Source organism: Agrococcus phoenicis (assembly GCF_047302415.1).
Classification (GTDB): Bacteria; Actinomycetota; Actinomycetes; order Actinomycetales; family Microbacteriaceae; genus Agrococcus.
In genome coordinates, this window is record NZ_CP154854.1 from 2712682 (window position 1) to 2732109 (window position 19428).

Here is a 19428-nt window from a genome sequence, read left to right on the forward strand (position 1 = left end):
TCCGCACCGCCAACTCGGTAGCCGACGTGGCATCAGTTAGCCGCCGCTGAAGCTGGCGGCTGGCCGATACCGGGACTCAGGCGTACATTGACCGCAAGCAAAGCCCGCGATGCATCTTGGCCTGAAGTAGGTGGCGCATGCGCCTCGAATGAGATCTAGCTCCCTCGCCGTGCCCGCCCGCGCGTCGGTCATGCATGACCAGGCCGCGTCTGCGCATCGCTCGAAAGGTGACCGGGTACACCTAGCGCTCCGCCTCCGACCAGGGTCATCCAATGGCTGACACCACGCGACTGCAGGAGCTCGAACGGCGGCTCGCGCTCGTCTAAGACCAGCAGCTCAATGATCTCCGGGCGCAGGTCGGGGCGGCGGCGCAGGAGCAGGTGCGCGCGGCTGTGGAGGCCTACCGGGCCAAGCTCGTCGAACTGCTCGGTGCCGCGGGGCCCGCTCGCTCCCGCCTGGCACAAGTAGCCGCTGGGCCGATCCGAGAGATGGGCCTCGGCTTCCTTGCCGACGCTGCGCAGCCGTTCGTCGAGCAGGCGATCGAGGCCAGGCGCGAGCTGGAAGCGGCGCTTCGCGTCGGCCCCGTGACGCTCGACCTCGGCGCGGTCGCCGCATCCGTGCCCGGCGGCCGGGTCGTCGCACTGCTGCCGATCGACTCGCTGCAACTCGACTTCAACGCCGGGGCACTGCGCGCATCCGGCTCCGGCTACCTGCGCGAGAACGAGGCCGGAGGCCTGCTCTCCGGAAACCTCGGCGTCGCGAAGGTGACCGTGGCCGGCCTCGTCGCGCAGCGCGACGGACTACTCGGCGTGCTCGCACTCCTGCGCGCCGAGCTCCAGCCCACCGGCATTCAGCTCGGCCTCGGCTTCTCGCTCGATTCGATCGGCAGCATTGTCGGCGTGCACCGCACCGCCGACGTAGACGAGCTGCGCCGCCGGCTCGTCGACGGCGAGCGGCGTGCGAGCCACGCTCGAGACGCTCGCCACGGTGTTCCCGGTCGCACGCGACCGCGTCGTGGTCGGGCCGACCTTCCGGCTCGGCTGGCTCAACGTGGGCGGCACCTCGCTCGTGCACCTCGACCTCTGCGTCATCCTCACCCAGCCGGATGCGGGGTTGCTGCTGCCCGGACGCGCGGTGCTCGAGGCGGCCGGACCCGGCACGCCGCTGGTGCACCTGCGCGCCGACATGCTCGGCGCGGTCGATGTGCCGGGCAAGCGGCTGACGATCGACGTGGCACTCGTCGACTCGCGGGTGCTCGGCAGCTTCCGCGTCGTCGGCACCGCGGCGGCCGACCTTGAGGAGGGCGACCATCCTGTCGCAGTGCTCACGCAAGCTCGAATCTCTTCTCGCTGCGGCTCACCCAGTTCCCGCGAACGGATCCCGACGCGCTACGCCCGCGCCTTCGCCCGCCGGAAGGTCGAGCCGAGGTGGTCCTCCGGCAGTTGCGCGCCGGCGCCCGTCACCGCCTCCCGCAGCGTGAGGCCAGCCGGCTCGTCATCCGCCTCGGGCAGCAGCTCGCGGCGACGAAGCTCCGGCGTCACCAGGTCGACGAACCGCTCGAAGTCCGCGGGCCGCACGGCCGCCGTGATGTTGAAGCCGTCGACGCCCGACTGCTCGCGCCAGCGCTCCAGCTCATCGACCACCGTCGTGGGGGAGCCGACGATCACCGGGCCGCGGCCGCCGATCGCGACGAACTCGGCGAGGTCGCGCACCGTCCACTTCCGCCCGGTCGAGAGGGTCGTGAAAGACGCGAGCGCCGAGTGGTTCGCCTCCGTCTGCACGTGCTCGAGCGTCGCATCCGGGACGAGGCCCGACAGGTCGACGCCCGTCCAGCCGCAGAAGAGCGCGAGCGCGCCCTCGATGTCGACGTGCTGCCGATACTCCTCGAGCCGCGCCTGCGCCTCCTCGTCGGTGTCCGTGACGATGACCGTCGCGATCGTGAGGATCCGAATCGCATCCGCCGACCGGCCCCGCTCTGCGAGCCCCTCGCGCAGGCCGTCGACCTAGCGCCGCACGAGCTGCGGCGTCGGGCCCGAGAAGAAGATCGCCTCGGCGTGGTCGAGCGAGAACGCCTGCCCGCGGCTCGACGCGCCGGCCTGGAAGAGGTAGGGCGTGCCCTGCGGCCCCGGGTGCGCGAGCGCGTAGCCCGGCACCGAGAACCACTCGCCCTCGTGCCCGATCGGGTGCACGCGGTCTGGGTCGACCCAGACGCCGGATTCCTTGTCGACGACCACCGCATCCGGCTCGAACGAGCCCTCGAAGAGCTTGTACATGACCTGCATGTACTCATCCGCGCGGTCGTAGCGCGCGTCGTGCGGCAGCTGCTTGTCGTAGCCGAGGTTGCGCGCGGCGGAATCCAGGTAGGAGGTGACGATGTTCCACGCGATGCGGCCGCCCGTGAAGTGGTCGAGCGTCGTGAGCGTGCGCGCGAGCAGGTAGGGCGACTCGTAGGTGACGGATGCGGTGACGCCGAAGCCGAGCCGCTCGGTGACCGCGGCCATGGCGGGCACCGCGACGAGCGGGTCGAGCACCGGGTACTGCACGCCGCCGCGCGCGGTCGCCTCGATGCCGTCGCCATAGACGTCGTAGACGCCCGGGATGTCGGCGAGGAAGATCGCCGAGAATCCGCCGCGCTCGAGGGTCTGCGCCAGGCTCGTCCAGTAGTCGAGCTTGTCGAAGTCGGCTGCCTGCGCTTCGGGGTACCGCCAGAGGCCGGGCGACTGGTGGTTCGGCACGATCATCTCGAAGGCGCTCAGGAGCAGGGGGCGGGTCATCGGGTCGTCCTCTCGGTGGCGGCGAGCGCGGGCTCGGCTTCGGCCTCTGTCGGGATGGAGTCGGGGGGGTCTTCGGGATCTGCAGCTCGGATGCTCGCGCCCGAGTCGTGCAGGTCGCCGAGATCGACGCCGGGGCGGTCGCGCGCCGGGTCGGCGGCGAAGAGCGCGGCGACGATCGAGAGGGCGGCGAGCACCGACAGGTAGCCGGCGATGAGCCACGGCTCGTTGCCGCCGAGGGAGAACAGCAGCGCGGCGATCATCGGCATGAGGCCCCCGCCGAGCACGGAGCCGATCTGGTAGCCGAGTCTCACGCCCGAGTAGAGCATGTGCACCGGGAACTGCTCGGCGAACCACGCCGCCCGCGGACCGCAGACGGCCAGCGAATCCTTCATGCCAGCGCCGAGCGACCCTTCGTTGAGTGCTACCACTGCTCCAGCGGATCGGTGCGCTGTTTGGTGTCGATGTAGCCGCAGGAAGTCTTAGGCAGCCGCGAACTGGCTTGCGAGCCCGTGGCGGGGGCTCACCTGCGGCTTTGCCGCCCCTCAGAACAGCAGATCGCTTGCGTTTGCGTGCGCCCTCCGAGTAGGGTGAACCTAGTTGGAATCGTATTCCGTTCAGCGGAATGTTGCATTGCAAGCATCTTCACCAAGTCAAAGAGGCCACGAATGACAAAGAAGTCGACCATTGCCACGATGGGCGCCCTTGCGGCTGCCACGCTGCTGCTCAGTGCATGCTCTGCGGGTGTTCCCGGCGCCGGCGCGGAGAACAGCTCAGGCGGCGAGCCGAATGCAGGTGGGGAGTCCGTGACCCTGCAGCTCGCTCACGTCTTCCCCGACTCGTCCGCTGTGAACTCCGGCGCCGTCGCGATGCAGGAAGGCGCCCCGGAGGTCACCGACGGTCGCGTCGCGTTCGAGGTATTCCCTGGTGCCCAGCTCGGAGGCGACGAAGAGCTCGGTGCAGGACTGGCGAGCGGCGATGTCGACTGCGCGTTCTTCGCATCCACGGCATCCGGTCTCGATCCTCGCCTGCAGCTGTCGCTGCTCCCGTACATCGTCACCGACTACGAGGGCGCGGATGCCGTCTTCTTCAACCCCGACGGCGTGCTCCAGACCAACGAGCGGGACACCCTCGCAGGCCTCGGCATCTCGGCCTTCGGGTTCTACGAGAACGACTTCCGTGGTCTGACCAACAGCGTGCGGGCGATCTCGACACCGACGGACATGGAGGGGCTCAGCTTCCGCGTCCCCGGCCTACCGATGTACGTCGACCTCTTCACCGCTTGGGACGCGCAGCCGGTCGCCATCCCGTTCCCGGAGCTCTACGCGGCATTGCAACAAGGCACCGTCGATGGGCAAGACAACGGGATCGTCCTCAGCTCGAACAGCCGCTTCGATGAGGTCCAGAGCCACCTGACGCTGACACGCCACGCGTACGGGATGGGCACCCTCGCCTGCAACACGGACGTCTGGGAAGCGCTCTCCGAGGATGACCGGGCCGCGCTGCAGGGCCTGGCGGACGAGGTCACGGCCGACATGACCGCCGAGGTGCGCGCGTCGGTCGCCGACAAGCTCGCCGAGCTGGAGGAGAACGGTGTCGAGGTCACGGAGCTCGACGCCGACCAGATGGCTGCCTTCGCTGCAGTGAAGGACGAGGTCTGGGCAGCACAGGAGAGCGCCTTCGGCGCCGACATCATCGCAGAACTCCGCGCGGAGTCCGAGGCGGGTCAGTGACCGGCGCGGCGCCGAGCGCGGCGCGCCTCGACGGGGCGATCCGCGTGTTCGACCGCGTCGTCCGCGCCGTGCTCAGCGTCGCGTTCGCGGGGATCCTGGTTGCCGCGGTCGCGCAGGTCGCGAGCCGCTACATTCCGGGAGTCTCGCTCCTCGGATCCGAGGAGGTCGCCAGATACCTCATGGTCGCGACGGCCTTCCTCGCCATCCCGATGCTCACCTTCGGCAGACAGCAGATCGCTGTCGACGCCCTCGCTCACTATCTGCCCACGGGCTGGCCGAAGCTGTGGCTGCAGCGCGTCATCCTGCTCGTCGAGATCGTGTTCTACACGGTGTTCGCGAACTACTCCTACTTCGTCTACGCCGATTACGCGGCGACCGGGCAATCATCGACCAGTCTGGGCATCCCGCTCGCTGTCCCAGCGCTCACCGTGATGCTCGGTGCTGCCCTCGGTGTCGTGGCCACACTCGTGCTGCTCGTTCGCACCTTCCTCAGCTCCGACGACTACCGCCGTGGTTCGACGCTGGTGGAGGCTGACGCCGCTCGCGATGATGAGCAGGGAGCCCGCTGATGCCGATCGCCGCAGGAGCAGTCCTTCTGCTCATCATCCTGGGTGTCGCGGTGGCGGCCGCGTTCGGCCTTGCTGCCTTCCTCTATTTCTTCCTCACCGGCGGCAACCCCACGCAGGTCCCTTCCGTGGCGTTCCGCACGCTCGATTCGTTCACCTACCTCGCGATCCCGTTCTTCCTGCTCGCTGGCGCGATCATGCAGTCGGGAGGCGTCTCACGGCGGCTCGTCGACGCAGTCGGTCTGCTCGCAGGGCGTTTCAAGGGCGGCCTGGGCGCCACCCTCGTTGGGGCGTCAGCGCTCTTCGGCTCCATCTCGGGCTCGTCGATCGCGACTGTTTCAGCGATCGGTCGCATCATGTCTGACGGGATGGCGGCACGCGGATACCCGCGGAACTACATCGGTGCGCTCGCGGCAGTGTCGGGCATCCTTGGGATCCTCATCCCGCCCAGCGTGCCGATGATCGTGTTCGCGGTCGCAGCGAACGTCTCCATCGCTGACATGTTCCTCGCGGGCATCCCCGCAGGGCTCTTGCTCATGGCGCTGCTGATCCTCAACAACTGGTTGTGGGCGCGCAAGCGCGACGGCCTCGATGACCGCGGCCTGCAGCTCCTCGCGGAGGGGGTCGATGCGCGACGCGGTCGTCGACGCCGACTGCTCAGCGTGATCCCAGCGATCCTGATGCCGATGGTCATCCTGGGTGGCATCTACTCGGGACTGTTCACACCGACGGAGTCCGGCGCGATCGCCTGTGTCTATGGTCTGCTGGTCGGGCTCCTGATCTACCGCGAGCTCAAGCCCTCGCAAGTGCCGAGCACGTTCGTCGCGGGCCTCCTCGCGACTGCGCCCATCCTCCTGATCATCGCGATGGGCGGGGCATTCGCGCGAGCTGTGGTCGTGTCGGGTGCGCCGCGCGACCTCGCGGCCGGCATCACCGGTCTCGAGCTGCCGCTCTGGGCGTTCCTGATCGTGCTGAACCTGACACTGCTGATCGTGGGCATGTTCATCGAGGAGAACACCGCCATCACCATCCTCACGCCGCTGCTCCTCCCTCTGGTCGTGGCCTACGGGATCGACCCCGTGCAGTTCGGGGTCATCATGGTGCTCAACCTCGGCATCGGGCTGGCCACTCCACCCTTCGCGCCCAATCTGTTCGTGGCAGCCACAGCCACCGGGACGTCCTTCCACCGGCTCGTCATGCCCGCCCTCGGGCTGCTGCTGCGCGCCGCGGTCCCCGTGCTGCTGGTCGTCAACGTCCTGCCCGCCTTCACGACCTTCTCCTGGTAGGTGCGTCCATGAACCAAGAGGCTCCACGAAGCATGGGAACCGTTGCGCGCGCCGTTCGCGTCATCGCCGCGGTCGCCGACCTGGACGAGCCCGGCACGATCGCCCGCATCGCGAGCGCGACCGGCTTGCCCGCATCCACGGTGCATCGTCTGCTCGCCCTGCTCGCCGCGGACAGCATCGTCGAGCACGATGCGGCGTCGCACACGTATCGGGTCGGGCCAGAGCTCTACCGCATCGCGGCGCGCACGGTAGCGACGGTCGGGCTGGCGGATGTCGTGCAGCCGATCCTGCAGGAGCTCGCCGACGACTTCGGCGAGACCGTGTTGCTCGGCAGGTACTCGCCGGGCGCTCCGTCGCTCGCGTTCATCGGCAGAGCAGACGGAAACCACTTGCTGCAGTATCGGATCGAGCTGCATCGACCGGGATCCGTGGTGTGGGGGGCGTCTGGCAAGGCGGTTGCCGCCTTCCTCGAGCCGGCCGACGCGCTTCGAGCGCTCGCGGCGGAGAGGGCGAAGCCCGCGGAAGGCAGGTCGAGCGAGGGGCACGAGCTTCCGGAGCCTGACGAGTTCGTCCGTCAGCTCTCGCTGATCCGCGAGCGCGGCTACGCGAGTAGCGAGGGAGAGAAGCTCCCGCAGGCGCGGGGCCTCGCGGTGCCGATCTTCGGGCTGCGGGGCGTCGAGGGCTCGCTGACGCTGACATATCCGCGTGACCGCCCCCCGATAGGCGACATCGAGTCGATCATCGACCGACTGCAGTCTGGATCCGCGCGCATCGCTCGGGCCCTCGGAACAGGAGTCAACCGATGAGCGCACCCTCAACAGGTTCCGCCCACGAGGGCCGGATCGTCGCGATCACAGGCGGTGCGGCCGGGATCGGCTGGTCCTGCGCCGAGGCCTTCGCGGACGCGGGCGCGCTCGTGCACGTGCTCGACCGCGCGATGCCTCCGGGGCGAGCAGGCATGCGTTGTCACCAGGTCGACCTCCGTGACGCCGAGACGGTGCAGGCTGCCTTCGACGCCATCGAGGCGGAGCACGGTCGACTCGACGTGCTCGTCGACAACGCTGGCGTGAGCTTCGTCGGCACGATCGAGGATGGGGACGACGACGCGTGGCATCGCCTGTTCGACATCAACGTGCTCGGCTACGTCCGCGCTACCCGCGCTGCGCTGCCGCTCCTCCGACGCTCCTCGGCAGCGGCGATCGTGAACATGTCGTCGTGCACCGCCGCATCAGGCTTCCGCAGTCGCGCGGCCTACTCGGCGACCAAGGGCGCGATCGAGTCGCTCACCCGGGCGATGGCGGCCGACCTGGTGCGGGAGGGGATCACCGTGAACGCGGTGAGCCCTGGCACGGTCGACACGCCGTTCATGGCCGACCTCGCGGCACGGGCCGCCGATCCCGACGCACAGCGCCGAGCGTTCGAAGCGCGACAGCCCACCGATCGAATGGTCGATCCGGTGGAGGTCGCCCTTGCCGTGCTGTACCTCGCGCACCCGCGCAATCGATCCAGCGTCGGCACCACCGTGACCGTCGACGGCGGCATCGCCGCCCTGCACCTCACCGACGCCTGAGCAAGACGACAGAAAGCGAGAACCCAGATCGTGATGGACAAGCAGAGCCGCGTGGTCATCGTCACCGGCGCCGGACAGGGCATTGGCCGCACCTACGCCCACGCGTTCGCGGAGCGCGGTGATCGCGTCGCCGTCGTGGACATCAACGCTGAGGCAGTGGATCGCGTCGCCGCGGAAGTGCGTGCCGCGGGTGGTGACGCGATCGGTGTTGCCTGTGACGTCAGCTCGCAGGAGAGCGTTCGCGCGATGGTCGACGCGGTCGTCGCCGCTTTCGGCACCGTGCACGTGCTCGTGAACAACGCTGCGATCTTCTCCACGCTCACGATGAAGCCGTTCGAGGAGATCTCGACGGACGAGTGGAATCGCGTCTTCGCCGTCAACGCGCTCGGCGTCATGCTCTGCTGCCAGGCGGTAGCGCCGCACATGAAGGCGCAGCGCTTCGGACGCATCGTGAACATCTCCTCGAGCGTCGTGACCACCGGCCGAGCGAACTACGCACACTACGTGGCCTCGAAGGGCGCGGTCCAGGCGCTCAACAAGTCGCTCGCGACCGAGCTCGGCCCCTTCGAGGTCACGGCGAACGTCGTGAGCCCGCACGGCATCGTCACGGAGGTCGAGCGCGACACCATTCGCGAGGAGCAGTGGGACGCGATCATCGAGGGCCACGCGATCAAGCGGAAGGGCAAGCCCGAGGATGTCGTCGCCGCCGTGCTCTTCTTCGCCTCCGACGAGGCCGGCTTCATCACAGGCCAGACGCTCCTCGTCGACGCCGGTCTCCGCTACTCCTGATCGCACTCGTCCACCACTCATCGAAGGAGCACAGCATGAGCGAACACACCGTGACCCGGGCCGGATCCGCCCGTCATCGCATCGCCGTCATCGACGGGCCGAACATGTCGAGCCTCGGCCGGCGCAGCAAGAAGGTCTACGGCGCCATCGCCTCGCTCGACGACCTCCAGCAGTACGTCGTGAACTACGGCCTCGGACTGGGCGTCGAAGTCGAGACCTTCGACTCGAACCACGAGGGCGACATCCTCGAGTACATCCACGAATCCGGAGACCGGGTCGATGCCTACATCATCAACCCCGCCGGCCTGACGACCAAGGGCGAAGGCGTGCGCCACGCGCTAGAAGACACGGGCCGCCCCGTCCTCGAGGTCCACTTCTCGAACATCCAGGCCAGCGCGGGTGCATCGCGTGGGCTCGGCGGCGGTTCGATCGCCTCGAGCTTCACACACACGGCGACAGGCATGTGCATGGGACTGCGGCACTACAGCTACGCGGGCGCGCTCACTGCGCTCGTGCACGCGCTCGATGACGAGGGCTTCCTCGGCGGGGCGGAATGATCACGTCCTCCTCGACGATGCGCCTCGGCGTGCTCGTGACGTCGACCCGAAGCAGGATCGCTCGTTCACGATGACCCCTGTCCTCGCGCTCCACTCGCTGTTCTTCGACGGTCGGATGTTCGACGACCTCGCTCACAGGACGGGTCGCACGATCATCGCGCCCGACCATCGCGGGCAAGGCGCACGGGAGGGCGAGGGCGGCGACCTCAGCATCGACGCGCTCGCCGCAGACACCATCGTCGAACTCGAGCGAATCGGAGAGCCGGTGCACCTCGTGGGCTCGTCCATGGGTGCGTATGTCGCCATGGTGGCGACGGCGCGGCGGCCGGAGCTCGTGCGATCGCTCGTCCTCTCGGCAGCGACGGCGGACGCCGAGCGGCGTCCCGAGCTGTTCGGCGCTCTCGTCGCAGCGCTGCGAGCGGAAGCGCCGGAGCAGCGTGCCGAGAGGATCGCGTCGACCATGTTCGGCCAGCCGTTCCGATCGAGTGGAGCAGCGGCGCTCGTGTGTTGGAAGTCGACGTTCGCGTCGCGATCCGGCGCGGTCGCCGACGCGGCGGAGCAGGTCTTCGCGCGCCGCGAGCTCTGGAGCGAGATGACATCGATCACGTGCCCGACGCTACTGCTGGCGGGTGCGTGGGATACCGCGAAGTCGCCCGCCGACATGGCGGCGATCTCTGCGAGGACGGGCTGCGCTGCTCCCGTGGTCTTCGAGCAATCGGGACACACGCCGTTCGTTGAAGAACCAGACCAGGTCGCGGCGGTGCTCGCGCCGTGGTGGACGAAGATCGAGAACGAGAGGAAGACACCGGCATGACACCGACATCCGAAGAGGTGCTGCTGCCCGTCGCAGATGCGGCGCCGCGAGAGGAGAGCGCCGTGACTGAGGATGGCGCCATCCGTGGCGGACGCTGCGCGTCCTGTGGCGCGAGCAGCTTCCCGCGGGCCTTCATCTGCCCGACGTGCAACGCGACGGACATCGCCGCCGCGCAGATCCCGGGTTCGGGGTCGCTGTACTCATTCACGACGGTGCACATCTCGCCGACGTTCCCCACCCCGTACACCCTCGGTTACGTGGACCTGGAGGACGGGCTCCGCGTGATGGGGCAGGTGCGAGTCCCCACCGAAGACCTGCGGTGCGATCTGCCCGTCAGCGCGCGAATCGACCTCGACAGCCCGACCGGGTGGAGCTTCCGGGCCACCGAAGGAGACCAGTCATGACCGGCACCTACGTCGTCGGCGGCGCCATGATCAAGATGGGCAAGCACCGCGAATCCTCCTACTCCGGACTCGCGGCGCCTGCCGCGCTCGGCGCTCTCCGCGACGCTGGCGTCACCTCGAGCGAGGTCGACGCCGTCTTCTGCGGGCACGCCTTCGGCGGCATGCTGACGGGTCAGCGCATCGTACGAGAGCTGGGCATCGGTGACGTGCCGGTGACGAACGTCGACAATGCCTGCTCTGGCGGCGCGACGGCGATCCACCTCGGCGTCCGCGCGATCGAGGAGGGCCGGGCGGGCATCGTTCTCGTCATCGGCGTCGACAAGCTCACGCAATTCGGCGGCGGCACATTGCCGCTCGTCGCGGAGGACATCGAAGTGCAGCAGGGCATCGTCATGCCCGCTGTCTACGCGATGCGCGCACAGCGCTACTTGTTCGAGCGAGACGCGACGGTCGAGGATCTGGCGCGAGTGAGCGTCAAGGCGCGCGCGCACGGTGCGCGCAACCCGTACGCGCAGTTCCAGAAGGAGGTGACGCTCGAGGAGGTGCTCGCATCCCGCCCGATCGCCGACCCGCTCACCCTCATGCAGTGCTGCCCCACGGGCGACGGCGCGGCAGCGATCGTGCTCATGTCCGAGGAGGAGCGGGAGAAGCGAGGACTCGGCGGCATGCGCTCGATCGCGTCGGTCCTGCACTCCGGCCAGTTCCTCGCAGGCTTCCGCGACATGCTGCGGCCTGAGATCAGCGCTCATTCAGCGCGCGATGCGTACGAGGAGGCGGGCATCGGTCCTGAGGACCTCGACCTCATCGAGCTGCACGATGCCTTCTCCATCGCCGAGCTCGTGTACTACGAGGCGCTGGGGCTATGCGAACCGGGTGAGTCGACGCGCCTCATCCGTGAGGGTCGCACGACCTACGGTGGCGACGTCGTCGTGAACCCGTCCGGCGGGCTGCTCTCGAAGGGACATCCCGTCGGTGCGAGCGGTGTCGCGCAGGTGGTGGAGGCGCTCTGGCACCTGACGGATCGCGCCGGAGCCAGACAGGTCGAGGGCGCGCGCCACGCCTTGACGCACGTGACCGGCGGTGGCATCGCCGGCCTCGACCACGGCGCGTGCACGATCAACATCTTCGAGCGGGCGTCGGCATGAGTGCGCTCCCACCGCTCCTCGACGGTATCCGCATCGTCGATCTGACGACGTTCCTCTCTGGGCCGTTCGGTACGCAGATGCTCGCCGATCTCGGAGCCGACGTCATCAAGGTCGAGTCACTGGACGGCGACTCGAGCCGAGCCATCCCACCGCACTTCGTCGGCGAGGACAGTGCCTACTTCCTCACCAACAACCGCTCCAAGCGTTCGATCGCCATGAACCTGAAGGACCCGCAGGCACTCGACGCAGTGCTGCGGCTGATCGACGGTGCCGACATCGTGATCGAGAACTTCCGACCTGGTGTCTGCAAGCGGCTCGGGATCGACCCCGAAGTGCTTCGCGGCAAGCGTCCCGAGCTCATCTGGGTGTCGATCAGCGGTTTCGGACAGGTCGGGCCGTGGCGCGACAAGCCTGCCTACGACATGATCGTGCAGGCGCTCTCGGGGGTCATGAGCCTGACGGGGGAACCGGGCCGCCCGGCAGTGCGCCTCGGCATCCCCGCCGGAGACCTGGTCGCGGGCATGTTCGCCGCCTACGGAGCGCTCGGAGCGTACATCCGGCGACTCCGGACCGGCGTGGGCGCGGCGATCGACGTCTCTATGCTCGACAGTCAGCTCGCCATGACGAGCTATCAGGCGGTCTACGCGATGTTCAGCGGCATCACGCCGACGCCCCAGGGTGCCAGGCACGATTCGATCCCAACGTACCGATCCTTCGTCGCAGCCGACGATCGGGAGTTCGTCGTCACCGCAAACACCGAGCGGATGTGGAAGGCGCTCGCGCGGGTGGTCGACCGCGAAGACCTGATCGACGACGTACGCTTCGCGGACGCCGGAGCCCGCTTGCGCAATCGCGATTCGCTCTGGGCGATCCTGGAGCCAGCGTTTCGCCAACGTGCCGCTCAGGACTGGGTCGATGCGCTCGAGGTCGCACAGGTGCCGAGCGCGATGATCAAGACGGTTCCCGAGGCGATCGAGGACGCGCGCGCCGCGGGCAGAGGCATGATCGTCGAGCTCGACGACGGGCGCGGGAGCACAGTGGAGGTGGTGGGCAACCCCGTCCGCCTGGGCGGCGCTTCTGGCTATGAACATCAGCGGTACAGCTACCCGCCGACACTCGGCCTCGACACGCGGGCGGTGCTCGCATCAGTCGGCGTCGATGACGCTGACATCGACGCGATGGTCGAGCGAGGGGTCATCGCCGTCGGCCGTCGGACCGCCGCCGCGCGCGGTGCGACCGCAGTGGAGTAGGGATGGAGGCAGTGGTGCTGGGCGGCGTCCGCACGACGGTGCGGCGGTGGGGAAGCGGTGTGCCGACCGTGGTCATCGCCCACTCGGCGGGTCTCGACGCGGCCTCGAGTCAGTGGTTCGGCGCCGCGCTCGCGGAACGAGGCGTCCAGGCCATCTCGATCGACCTGCGCGGGCACGGCGCGTCGATGTCGCGGCCGGAGGACGTCTCGCTCGACTCGATCGCGCACGATCTGGCAGAGCTCCCCGCTGCGCTGGGCTTGGACCAACCGCACTTCGTGGGCACCTCACTCGGCGGCGTCGTCGGTTCGCTCGCTGTGCGAGCGAACCCGAGCGGGTATCGGAGCATGACGATCGTGTGCTCGCCAGATCGCGGCCACCCTGCGTTCGTCGATCGGGCGGCGCGTGCTGAGGCGGCCGGGATGGGCGCTGTCACCGAGGAGACGCTCGAGCGATGGTTCACCGTGCAGCAGCTCGCTGACTCGACGGCGCCCGTCGACCACGCCCGAGCAGCGCTGACGCGGATGAGAACGAGCCAGTGGTCGGTGCTGTGGCGTGACTTCGCGAACTTCAGTGGGCACCCGGCACTCGGCAGCACGCTGCCGGTGCACTGCATCGCCGGAGCGCTCGATCAGTCGACGCCGCCTGCGGTCATGGAACGAGTCGCCGCGGACGTCGGGGGGACGCTCGAGGTGATCGACGGCGCTCCCCACCAAGCGCTCATGACGCACGCGAACGTGATCGCGAGGCTCTGGGCGGCCCGCAACGCTTGAGGCGCGCCATCAGCCTCGCCCGCAGATGCGCCCAGCGGGTTGCTGCTCAGCCCTGCAGACCATCGGGATCGATGCGGCGCAGGAAGTCGTCCGCTGCCGCGAGCTGGCTCGCGAGCCTCTCGCGACGCGCGCGCGTCTCGGTGCGGTAGTAGTCGGCACGGTCGGCCGGCATGCCGGCGAGAGCATCGGTGGGGGAGACGTCGAGCGCGCGGGCGAGCTCTGCCATCTCGTCGAGCGTGAAGCCGAGCGGCTTCATCCGCATGATGAGGCGCACGCGCTGCTCATCGTCCTCCGTGTAGAGGCGGAAGCCGCCCTCGGTGCGACCTGAGGCGCGCACCAGGCCCACCTCATCCCAGTGGCGCAGCGACCGCAGCGACAGCCCTGTGCGCTCGGCGAGCTCGCCGATGTGCATGGTCGAGCCGGGCTCGTCCTGCATCGACGCGTCCTCCGCTGTGTCGCTGATCATCTGCTCCCTCTGCAACTCTACCCTCACGTTAGGGTAGAGTCGTCGTCGGTCGAGCTCTCGACCACGCCGTCCATTCTCGCCCATCGGCCACATCGCCCGGGCCGGGCGGCTCTGCGCGACGACGCGCTCATCACCTTCGCTCCCGCGGCGCATCCGCGCGAGCCCTCATCCGAGGAGCCCCATGGCCAGCACCGACGTCTCCCGCGAGCGCGCTCGCTACCGCGACGACCCATCCGTCCTGAGCGTGCTGCGCTCGCCCCGCCTGCTCACGCGCGAGGCGCTCGCGGGCCTCGTCGTCGCCCTCGCGCTGATCCCCGAGGCGATCTCGTTCTCGATCATCGCCGGGGTCGACCCGCGCGTCGGGCTCTTCTCGAGCTTCGTCATGGCCGTGACGATCGCGTTCGTCGGCGGGCGCCCCGCGATGATCTCGGCCGCCACCGGCGCCGTCGCGCTCGTGATCGCCCCGATCATGCGCGACCACGGCTTCGACTACTTCATCGCCACCGTGCTGCTCGCCGGCGTCCTGCAGGTCGTGCTCGCGGTGCTCGGCGTCGCGCGGCTCATGCGCTTCATCCCGCGCAGCGTCATGGTCGGGTTCGTCAACGCGCTCGCGATCCTGGTGCTCATCGCGCAGCTGCCGCACCTCTTCGGGGTGCCGTGGCTCGTCTACCCGCTCGTCGTCGTCGGCGTCGCCGTCATCGTGCTGCTGCCGCGGCTGCAGAAGGTGGTGCCCTCGCCGCTGATCGCCGTCGTGCTGCTGACCGCCGCGGTGCTCGTCTTCGGCTGGTCGGTGCCGAACGTCGGCGACCAGGGCGAGCTGCCGCGCGCGCTGCCCGAGCTGTTCATCCCGCAGGTGCCGCTCACCCTCGAGACGCTCAGCATCATCGGGCCGACGGCCTTCGCGATGGCGCTCGTCGGCCTCATGGAGTCGCTGCTGACCGCCAAGCTCGTCGACGACATCACCGACACCCGCTCGAACAAGACGCGCGAGTCGTGGGGCCAGGGCGTCGCCAACCTGCTCTCCGGCGTCTTCGGCGGCATGGGCGGCTGCGCGGTCATCGGCCAGACCATGATCAACGTCAAGGTCTCAGGTGCCCGCTCGCGCGTCTCCACCTTCCTCGCCGGCGTCTTCGTGCTGCTGCTCGTCGTCGTGCTCGGCGACGTCGTCGCGCTGATCCCCATGGCGGCGCTCGTCGCGGTGATGATCATGGTGGTCATCAGCACCTTCGACTGGCACAGCATCCGCCCCTCGACCCTGCGGCGCATGCCCGTCTCGGAGACGCTCGTGATGGTCGTGACCGTCGTCGTGGTGGTCATCACGCACAACCTCGCGATCGGCGTGATCGTCGGCGTGCTGGCGGCGATGGTGCTGTTCGCGCGTCGAGTGGCGCACTTCCAGTCGGTGACCCGCACGGTGACGGATGCGTCGGCCGACGCAGGAGCGCCGGCACGCGCCGAGGCGCACTACGTCGTGGAGGGTGAGCTGTTCTTCGCCTCGTCGAACGACCTGACGACGCAGTTCTCCTACACCGACGACCCCGACCACGTCGTCATCGACCTGTCGCGCTCGCACATCTGGGATGCCTCCACGGTCGCCGCGCTCGACGCGATCGAGACGAAGTACGAGCGGCTCGGCAAGACCGTCGAGCTGCGCGGGCTGAACGCGGCCTCGACGTCGATGCGCGACCGGATGACGGGGCAGCTGGGCGGGGAGGGCTGAACCCTCAACCGGCAGGAGCGTGCGGCGACCGGATGATCCGGTCGGGCACCGGCCAGGCCGGTTGAGCGTCGCCCGCGCGGGGTAGCCTCGGGGCATGGAGACAATCACGCCGGTCGAGCTGTCGCGCGAGCTGGGCATGGACCGCAAGGGCAAGCAGATCCGCGGGTTCCTGCGCAACCCGACCGATGGCGGCGGCCCCTTCGAGGGCCACGAGATCGGCACCGAGTGGCACCTGACGCCGGAGCAAGCCGACCGCATCCGGAAGCACTTCTCGCAGGCCAGCCAGGGCTGAGCGCAGGTGCGCGTCAGCCTCCCCGTGCCCGCCGCTCGAGCGCAGGCGACGCCGTGCTGACAGGGCTGAGCGCGTTCCCGCTCACGCCGCTGCGCGACGACCGCGTCGACCTCGCCGCCCTCGACCGCATCGTTCGGATGCTCGCGGCCAGCGGCGTCGACAGCATCGCCGCGCTCGGCTCCACCGGGTCGTACGCCTACCTCGATCGCGACGAGCGGCAGCAGGTGGTCGCGGCAGCGGTCGCAGCAGCCCGGGGAGTGCCCGTGATCGCCGGCATCGGGGCGCTGCGCACCTCGCGCGTCATCGCGCACGCGCTCGACGCCCAGGAGGCGGGCGCCGGGGCGCTGCTGCTCGCGCCGATGAGCTATCAGGCGCTCACCGACGACGACGTCTTCGGCCTGTACGCGGATGTGCTGGAGCACGCGAGCGTGCCGGTGATCGTCTACGACAACCCCGGCACGACGCGCTTCACCTTCACCGATGCGCTCTACGGGCGGCTCGCGAGCCTGCCCGGCGTCGCCTCCATCAAGATCCCCGGGCTGCCCGCGTCGGTCTCCGCCGAGGCGCGGATCGCGCAGATCCGCGACGTCGTGCCGCCGGAGGTCACGATCGGCATCTCGGGTGACGCCTTCGCCGCCGAGGTGCTGAGCGCGGGCTGCGAGGCCTGGTACTCGGTGATCGCCGGCACCCTGCCCGCACCGGCCCTGCGCATCGCCCGGGCGGCGCTGCGCGGCGACAGCGAGGCCGCGCTCGCCGAGTCGGCCCGGCTGCAGCCGCTCTGGCAGCTCTTCGCCGAGCACGGCAGCCAGCGCGTGGTGGCAGCCGTCGCCGAGCAGGCGGGCATCGTCAGCGGCAACCCCCTGCCGCGCCCGATCCGAGGGCTCGACGCTGCGGCGCGCGAGCGGGTGCGGGCAGCCCTCGCCGCGATGCCCGCGGACTGAGCTGCCCGCACCCGGCAGCCCCCGCTACGTGCGCGGCAGCACCGCGGCGGCGACGATCACGTTGTTCACGACGATCGCCGTGGTGGTGCGCGCGACCGCCTGCGCCGCAGCGCCGGCGCCCCAGTCGCCCCGCTTCAGCTGCTCGGCGCGCTCGATCACGGGCGACGTCCACGGGATCTCGCCGTGGAACTGCGGCAGCGTGCCGCTGGCAGCCAACAGCGCACCGAGCGCCGCGATGCGCGGGCTCGGCTCGGCGCCGTCGACCAGCACGGTGCGCACCTCGGCCATCAGCGCGGCGCGACGGTCGCCGCCGTCGCCCTCCAGCACGTCCGTCGTGAACAGGCCCAGGGACTTGCGCTGCCCGCGCTCGATGTCGCCGCGCTCGACGAGCCGCTCGAGCACCGGCGCGCGCAGCGTCGGGCCGATCGCGGCGAGCACGGTCTGCACGCCGCGGGACTTCTGCGCGACGTACTCCCAGCCCTTGCGCAGCAGCGCATCCGACGGCGGGTTGTCGGCGACCGCCTCGACGCGCGCCGCGCGGTTCGACTCGTCGGTCGTGACGTGCCCGCCGAGCGCGAGGTCGGTCAGCACCGCGCCGGCGAGCACGTAGAACAGCGTGCCCTCGCCGGCGATGCTGCCGGTGCCGGAGTGCAGTCCGGAGCCGGGCTGGAAGAGCAGCAGCATCAGGTCCTCGGCGAGCGTCGGCTCGGCGGCCGCTGCGCGGTGGCGGGGGGATGCGTCGGGCTCGGTGCCGGGGCCCTGGCTCGGCAGCTGGTTCGGTTCGGTGGCGTCGCTCACGGGAGGTTCCTCTCAGGCAGTGCGGATGCGGTGGACGGGCGGATGCGGATGCGGATGCAGATGCGGTCGAGCGCGGCTCGCGCGCGTCAGCCGACGACCGCCGAGATCACGAGCCAGAGCGGCACGGTGACGATGGTCGTCCACAGCACGATCGCGATGCTCTGCCACAGCAGCACCCAGCCGCGCGCGACGCCGGAGGCGACGAGGGTCGCAGCGGTGAAGTGCGTCGGGATGGCGAGCGGGCCGAGCAGGCTGGCGCCCGGCACGCCGAAGCGCACGAGCCAGCGCTGGAAGCGCTTCCGGCCCTTCGACTCGGGCTTGGCGGGCGCTGCGGGCGCTGCGGCGGTGCCCTCGTCGCCCTCCAGGGTCAGGACGGCGCCATCCTGCGTCGCCTGCGCATCGGCCGCGGCGCGGCCCCGGCGCGCCACGACGGCGTCGCGGGTGCGTGAGGTGAGCAGCACGACGGCGAGCACGGCGAGGAAGTTGCCGGCGGCGGCTGCGATCGCGGCGATCAGCGGATGGATGCCGCCGACGATGCCGATCGCCGAGCCGCCCTCACCCTCGATGAAGGGGATCATGCCGGCGAGCATGACGATGAAGGGCTGCAGCAGCTCTGGCACCTGGGCCACGAGCTCCTGGAAGCCGATGATCAGGTCTTCGATCGGGTTCACGGTGGTGCTCCTCGGGTCATGAGAGGCGCCGGATGTCGGCGCTCACCCCAGTAGGCACTGTGTTCTCACCACAGGGTCAAGCCCCGGCCGCGCCTCCGCCGGGCTCGACAGCGCCGGGCTCGACAGCGCCGTCCGTGCCCGCGCCCTCGGCGCCCTGCTGCACCCGAGCTCGCGCGATGATGTCCGCGCGAGCCAGGGCGTCGAGCTGTGCGGGGTTGTAGAGCTGCACGACGGCCTCGACGAAGGTCTCCGCGGTCGCCCGGGCGTCGCGCTGCGACCGCGAGAGGGGGTCGAGCACCCACGGGAAGTCGCGCATGTGCTGCTCGAGGGCCGGCGCGAGCGCTTCGGCGACCCGCTGCCTGGCGGCGTCGTCGGCATCGGGCGCCAGCGCGTTGAACTCCGCCTCTGCGGCGTCCCCCGCCTCCGCCTCGACCATCGCGCGCAGATCCTGCACGATGTCGTCGTCGTAGAGCTGTGCGTAGAGGTGCAGCATCGAGCTGTCGGCATCCGAGAGCTGCGCGGCGACGGACTCGAAGCCGCGCGGTGCGTCGGCGGGGCCCTTGCCGGCGAGGATCGCCGCGATGTCGCCGCGCGCCCGCTGCAGCCGCTCGATCTGCTCCTCCAGCTGCGCGTCGACGGCGAGCAGCGCCTCCGGCGTGCGCTCCACGTCGCTGCTCAGCTCGCTGATCTGCGCGAGCGGCACGCCAAGGTCGACGAGCCGTCGGATGCGCAGGAGCCGCACCAGGTGCGCCACGCCGTACTGCTTGTAGCCGTTGACGGTGCGCTCGGGCAGCTCGAGCAGGCCGAGCCGGTGGTAGTGCCGCACGGTGTTGACGGTCGTGCCGGTGAGGTCGGCGAGCTCGCGCGTGCTCCAGGCCATCGTGC

Annotated in this window: 21 protein-coding genes and 3 pseudogenes; 17 read left to right on the forward strand and 7 right to left on the reverse strand. The window is 69.8% G+C overall.

Annotated features, from left to right (window positions below; genetic code table 11):
* Nucleotides 1-188 precede the first annotated feature (188 nt).
* Nucleotides 189-665, reverse strand: a complete 477-nt coding sequence (locus tag AA0Z99_RS13050) for a hypothetical protein (protein WP_413320904.1) — start codon at nucleotides 663-665, stop codon at nucleotides 189-191.
* Here AA0Z99_RS13050 and AA0Z99_RS13055 point away from each other — a divergent pair.
* Together AA0Z99_RS13055 and AA0Z99_RS13060 are read left to right on the forward strand one after the other, a co-directional pair.
* Nucleotides 558-887: pseudogene (locus tag AA0Z99_RS13055) on the forward strand (hypothetical protein); the annotation flags it as partial. The gene AA0Z99_RS13050 and the pseudogene AA0Z99_RS13055 sit on opposite strands and share 108 nt — an antisense overlap.
* 127 nt (nucleotides 888-1014) lie before the next feature.
* Nucleotides 1015-1227, forward strand: a pseudogene (locus AA0Z99_RS13060) (hypothetical protein); the annotation flags it as partial.
* Nucleotides 1228-1388: 161 nt separating this feature from the next.
* Here the strand turns inward: AA0Z99_RS13060 and AA0Z99_RS13065 are convergent.
* Together AA0Z99_RS13065 and AA0Z99_RS13070 are read right to left on the reverse strand one after the other, a co-directional pair.
* Nucleotides 1389-2774, reverse strand: a pseudogene (locus AA0Z99_RS13065) (LLM class flavin-dependent oxidoreductase).
* Nucleotides 2771-3166 carry a hypothetical protein gene (locus tag AA0Z99_RS13070; RefSeq protein WP_413318051.1) on the reverse strand — a complete coding sequence of 132 codons (396 nt, stop codon included), beginning with the start codon at nucleotides 3164-3166 and terminating at the stop codon, nucleotides 2771-2773. Before AA0Z99_RS13070 ends, AA0Z99_RS13065 begins: the two are co-directional and overlap by 4 nt.
* Before the next feature lie 411 nt (nucleotides 3167-3577).
* Between AA0Z99_RS13070 and AA0Z99_RS13075 the strand changes: the two genes are divergently transcribed.
* From AA0Z99_RS13075 to AA0Z99_RS13130, 12 genes are all read left to right on the forward strand, one after another.
* Nucleotides 3578-4504 (forward strand): TRAP transporter substrate-binding protein, encoded by a 927-nt coding sequence (locus AA0Z99_RS13075; RefSeq protein WP_413318053.1) that lies wholly within the window; start codon nucleotides 3578-3580, stop codon nucleotides 4502-4504.
* Nucleotides 4501-5073, forward strand: a complete 573-nt coding sequence (locus AA0Z99_RS13080) for a TRAP transporter small permease (protein ID WP_413318055.1) — start codon at nucleotides 4501-4503, stop codon at nucleotides 5071-5073. The genes AA0Z99_RS13075 and AA0Z99_RS13080 overlap by 4 nt, the downstream gene beginning before the upstream one ends.
* On the forward strand, nucleotides 5073-6356 hold the full coding sequence (locus AA0Z99_RS13085; protein ID WP_413318057.1) for a TRAP transporter large permease: 1284 nt from the start codon (nucleotides 5073-5075) through the stop codon (nucleotides 6354-6356). Before AA0Z99_RS13080 ends, AA0Z99_RS13085 begins: the two co-directional genes overlap by 1 nt.
* Before the next feature lie 32 nt (nucleotides 6357-6388).
* The gene (locus AA0Z99_RS13090) at nucleotides 6389-7162 is read left to right on the forward strand and encodes an IclR family transcriptional regulator (RefSeq protein ID WP_413318059.1); all 774 of its coding nucleotides are present in this window, start codon (nucleotides 6389-6391) and stop codon (nucleotides 7160-7162) included.
* The gene (locus tag AA0Z99_RS13095; RefSeq protein WP_413318061.1) at nucleotides 7159-7926 is read left to right on the forward strand and encodes an SDR family NAD(P)-dependent oxidoreductase; all 768 of its coding nucleotides are present in this window, start codon (nucleotides 7159-7161) and stop codon (nucleotides 7924-7926) included. Before AA0Z99_RS13090 ends, AA0Z99_RS13095 begins: the two co-directional genes overlap by 4 nt.
* A gap of 33 nt (nucleotides 7927-7959) precedes the next feature.
* Nucleotides 7960-8715: an SDR family NAD(P)-dependent oxidoreductase gene (locus AA0Z99_RS13100; RefSeq protein ID WP_413320875.1), complete on the forward strand. Its 756-nt coding sequence runs from the start codon at nucleotides 7960-7962 to the stop codon at nucleotides 8713-8715.
* Nucleotides 8716-8750: 35 nt separating this feature from the next.
* Nucleotides 8751-9272, forward strand: a complete 522-nt coding sequence (locus AA0Z99_RS13105; protein WP_413318063.1) for a type II 3-dehydroquinate dehydratase — start codon at nucleotides 8751-8753, stop codon at nucleotides 9270-9272.
* 70 nt (nucleotides 9273-9342) lie between these two features.
* On the forward strand, nucleotides 9343-10086 hold the full coding sequence (locus AA0Z99_RS13110; protein ID WP_413318065.1) for an alpha/beta fold hydrolase: 744 nt from the start codon (nucleotides 9343-9345) through the stop codon (nucleotides 10084-10086).
* Nucleotides 10083-10490: a Zn-ribbon domain-containing OB-fold protein gene (locus tag AA0Z99_RS13115; RefSeq protein WP_413318067.1), complete on the forward strand. Its 408-nt coding sequence runs from the start codon at nucleotides 10083-10085 to the stop codon at nucleotides 10488-10490. Before AA0Z99_RS13110 ends, AA0Z99_RS13115 begins: the two co-directional genes overlap by 4 nt.
* Nucleotides 10487-11635 (forward strand): thiolase family protein, encoded by a 1149-nt coding sequence (locus AA0Z99_RS13120; RefSeq protein WP_413318069.1) that lies wholly within the window; start codon nucleotides 10487-10489, stop codon nucleotides 11633-11635. Before AA0Z99_RS13115 ends, AA0Z99_RS13120 begins: the two co-directional genes overlap by 4 nt.
* Nucleotides 11632-12885: a CaiB/BaiF CoA transferase family protein gene (locus tag AA0Z99_RS13125; protein WP_413318071.1), complete on the forward strand. Its 1254-nt coding sequence runs from the start codon at nucleotides 11632-11634 to the stop codon at nucleotides 12883-12885. Before AA0Z99_RS13120 ends, AA0Z99_RS13125 begins: the two co-directional genes overlap by 4 nt.
* A 2-nt stretch (nucleotides 12886-12887) precedes the next feature.
* On the forward strand, nucleotides 12888-13655 hold the full coding sequence (locus tag AA0Z99_RS13130) for an alpha/beta fold hydrolase (RefSeq protein ID WP_413318073.1): 768 nt from the start codon (nucleotides 12888-12890) through the stop codon (nucleotides 13653-13655).
* Nucleotides 13656-13701: 46 nt separating this feature from the next.
* On the opposite strand, the gene AA0Z99_RS13135 is transcribed toward AA0Z99_RS13130, so the two are convergent.
* Nucleotides 13702-14121 carry a MerR family transcriptional regulator gene (locus tag AA0Z99_RS13135; protein ID WP_413318075.1) on the reverse strand — a complete coding sequence of 140 codons (420 nt, stop codon included), beginning with the start codon at nucleotides 14119-14121 and terminating at the stop codon, nucleotides 13702-13704.
* A gap of 181 nt (nucleotides 14122-14302) precedes the next feature.
* On the opposite strand from AA0Z99_RS13135, the gene AA0Z99_RS13140 reads away from it, so the two are divergent.
* From AA0Z99_RS13140 to AA0Z99_RS13150, 3 genes are all read left to right on the forward strand, one after another.
* Complete coding sequence (locus tag AA0Z99_RS13140) at nucleotides 14303-15841, forward strand: SulP family inorganic anion transporter (RefSeq protein WP_413318077.1); 1539 nt, start codon at nucleotides 14303-14305, stop codon at nucleotides 15839-15841.
* A gap of 94 nt (nucleotides 15842-15935) precedes the next feature.
* The gene (locus tag AA0Z99_RS13145; protein WP_413318079.1) at nucleotides 15936-16133 is read left to right on the forward strand and encodes a hypothetical protein; all 198 of its coding nucleotides are present in this window, start codon (nucleotides 15936-15938) and stop codon (nucleotides 16131-16133) included.
* 53 nt (nucleotides 16134-16186) lie between these two features.
* The gene (locus AA0Z99_RS13150; RefSeq protein ID WP_413318081.1) at nucleotides 16187-17074 is read left to right on the forward strand and encodes a dihydrodipicolinate synthase family protein; all 888 of its coding nucleotides are present in this window, start codon (nucleotides 16187-16189) and stop codon (nucleotides 17072-17074) included.
* Between the two features lie 24 nt (nucleotides 17075-17098).
* Here AA0Z99_RS13150 and AA0Z99_RS13155 read toward each other — a convergent pair whose 3' ends face one another.
* From AA0Z99_RS13155 to AA0Z99_RS13165, 3 genes are all read right to left on the reverse strand, one after another.
* Nucleotides 17099-17872 carry a GOLPH3/VPS74 family protein gene (locus AA0Z99_RS13155; RefSeq protein ID WP_413318083.1) on the reverse strand — a complete coding sequence of 258 codons (774 nt, stop codon included), beginning with the start codon at nucleotides 17870-17872 and terminating at the stop codon, nucleotides 17099-17101.
* An 86-nt stretch (nucleotides 17873-17958) separates the two neighbouring features.
* On the reverse strand, nucleotides 17959-18543 hold the full coding sequence (locus tag AA0Z99_RS13160) for a small multidrug efflux protein (protein ID WP_413318085.1): 585 nt from the start codon (nucleotides 18541-18543) through the stop codon (nucleotides 17959-17961).
* Between the two features lie 76 nt (nucleotides 18544-18619).
* Entirely contained in the window at nucleotides 18620-19423 is an 804-nt protein-coding gene (locus tag AA0Z99_RS13165) for a MerR family transcriptional regulator (protein WP_413318086.1), read from the reverse strand.
* Nucleotides 19424-19428 lie beyond the last annotated feature (5 nt).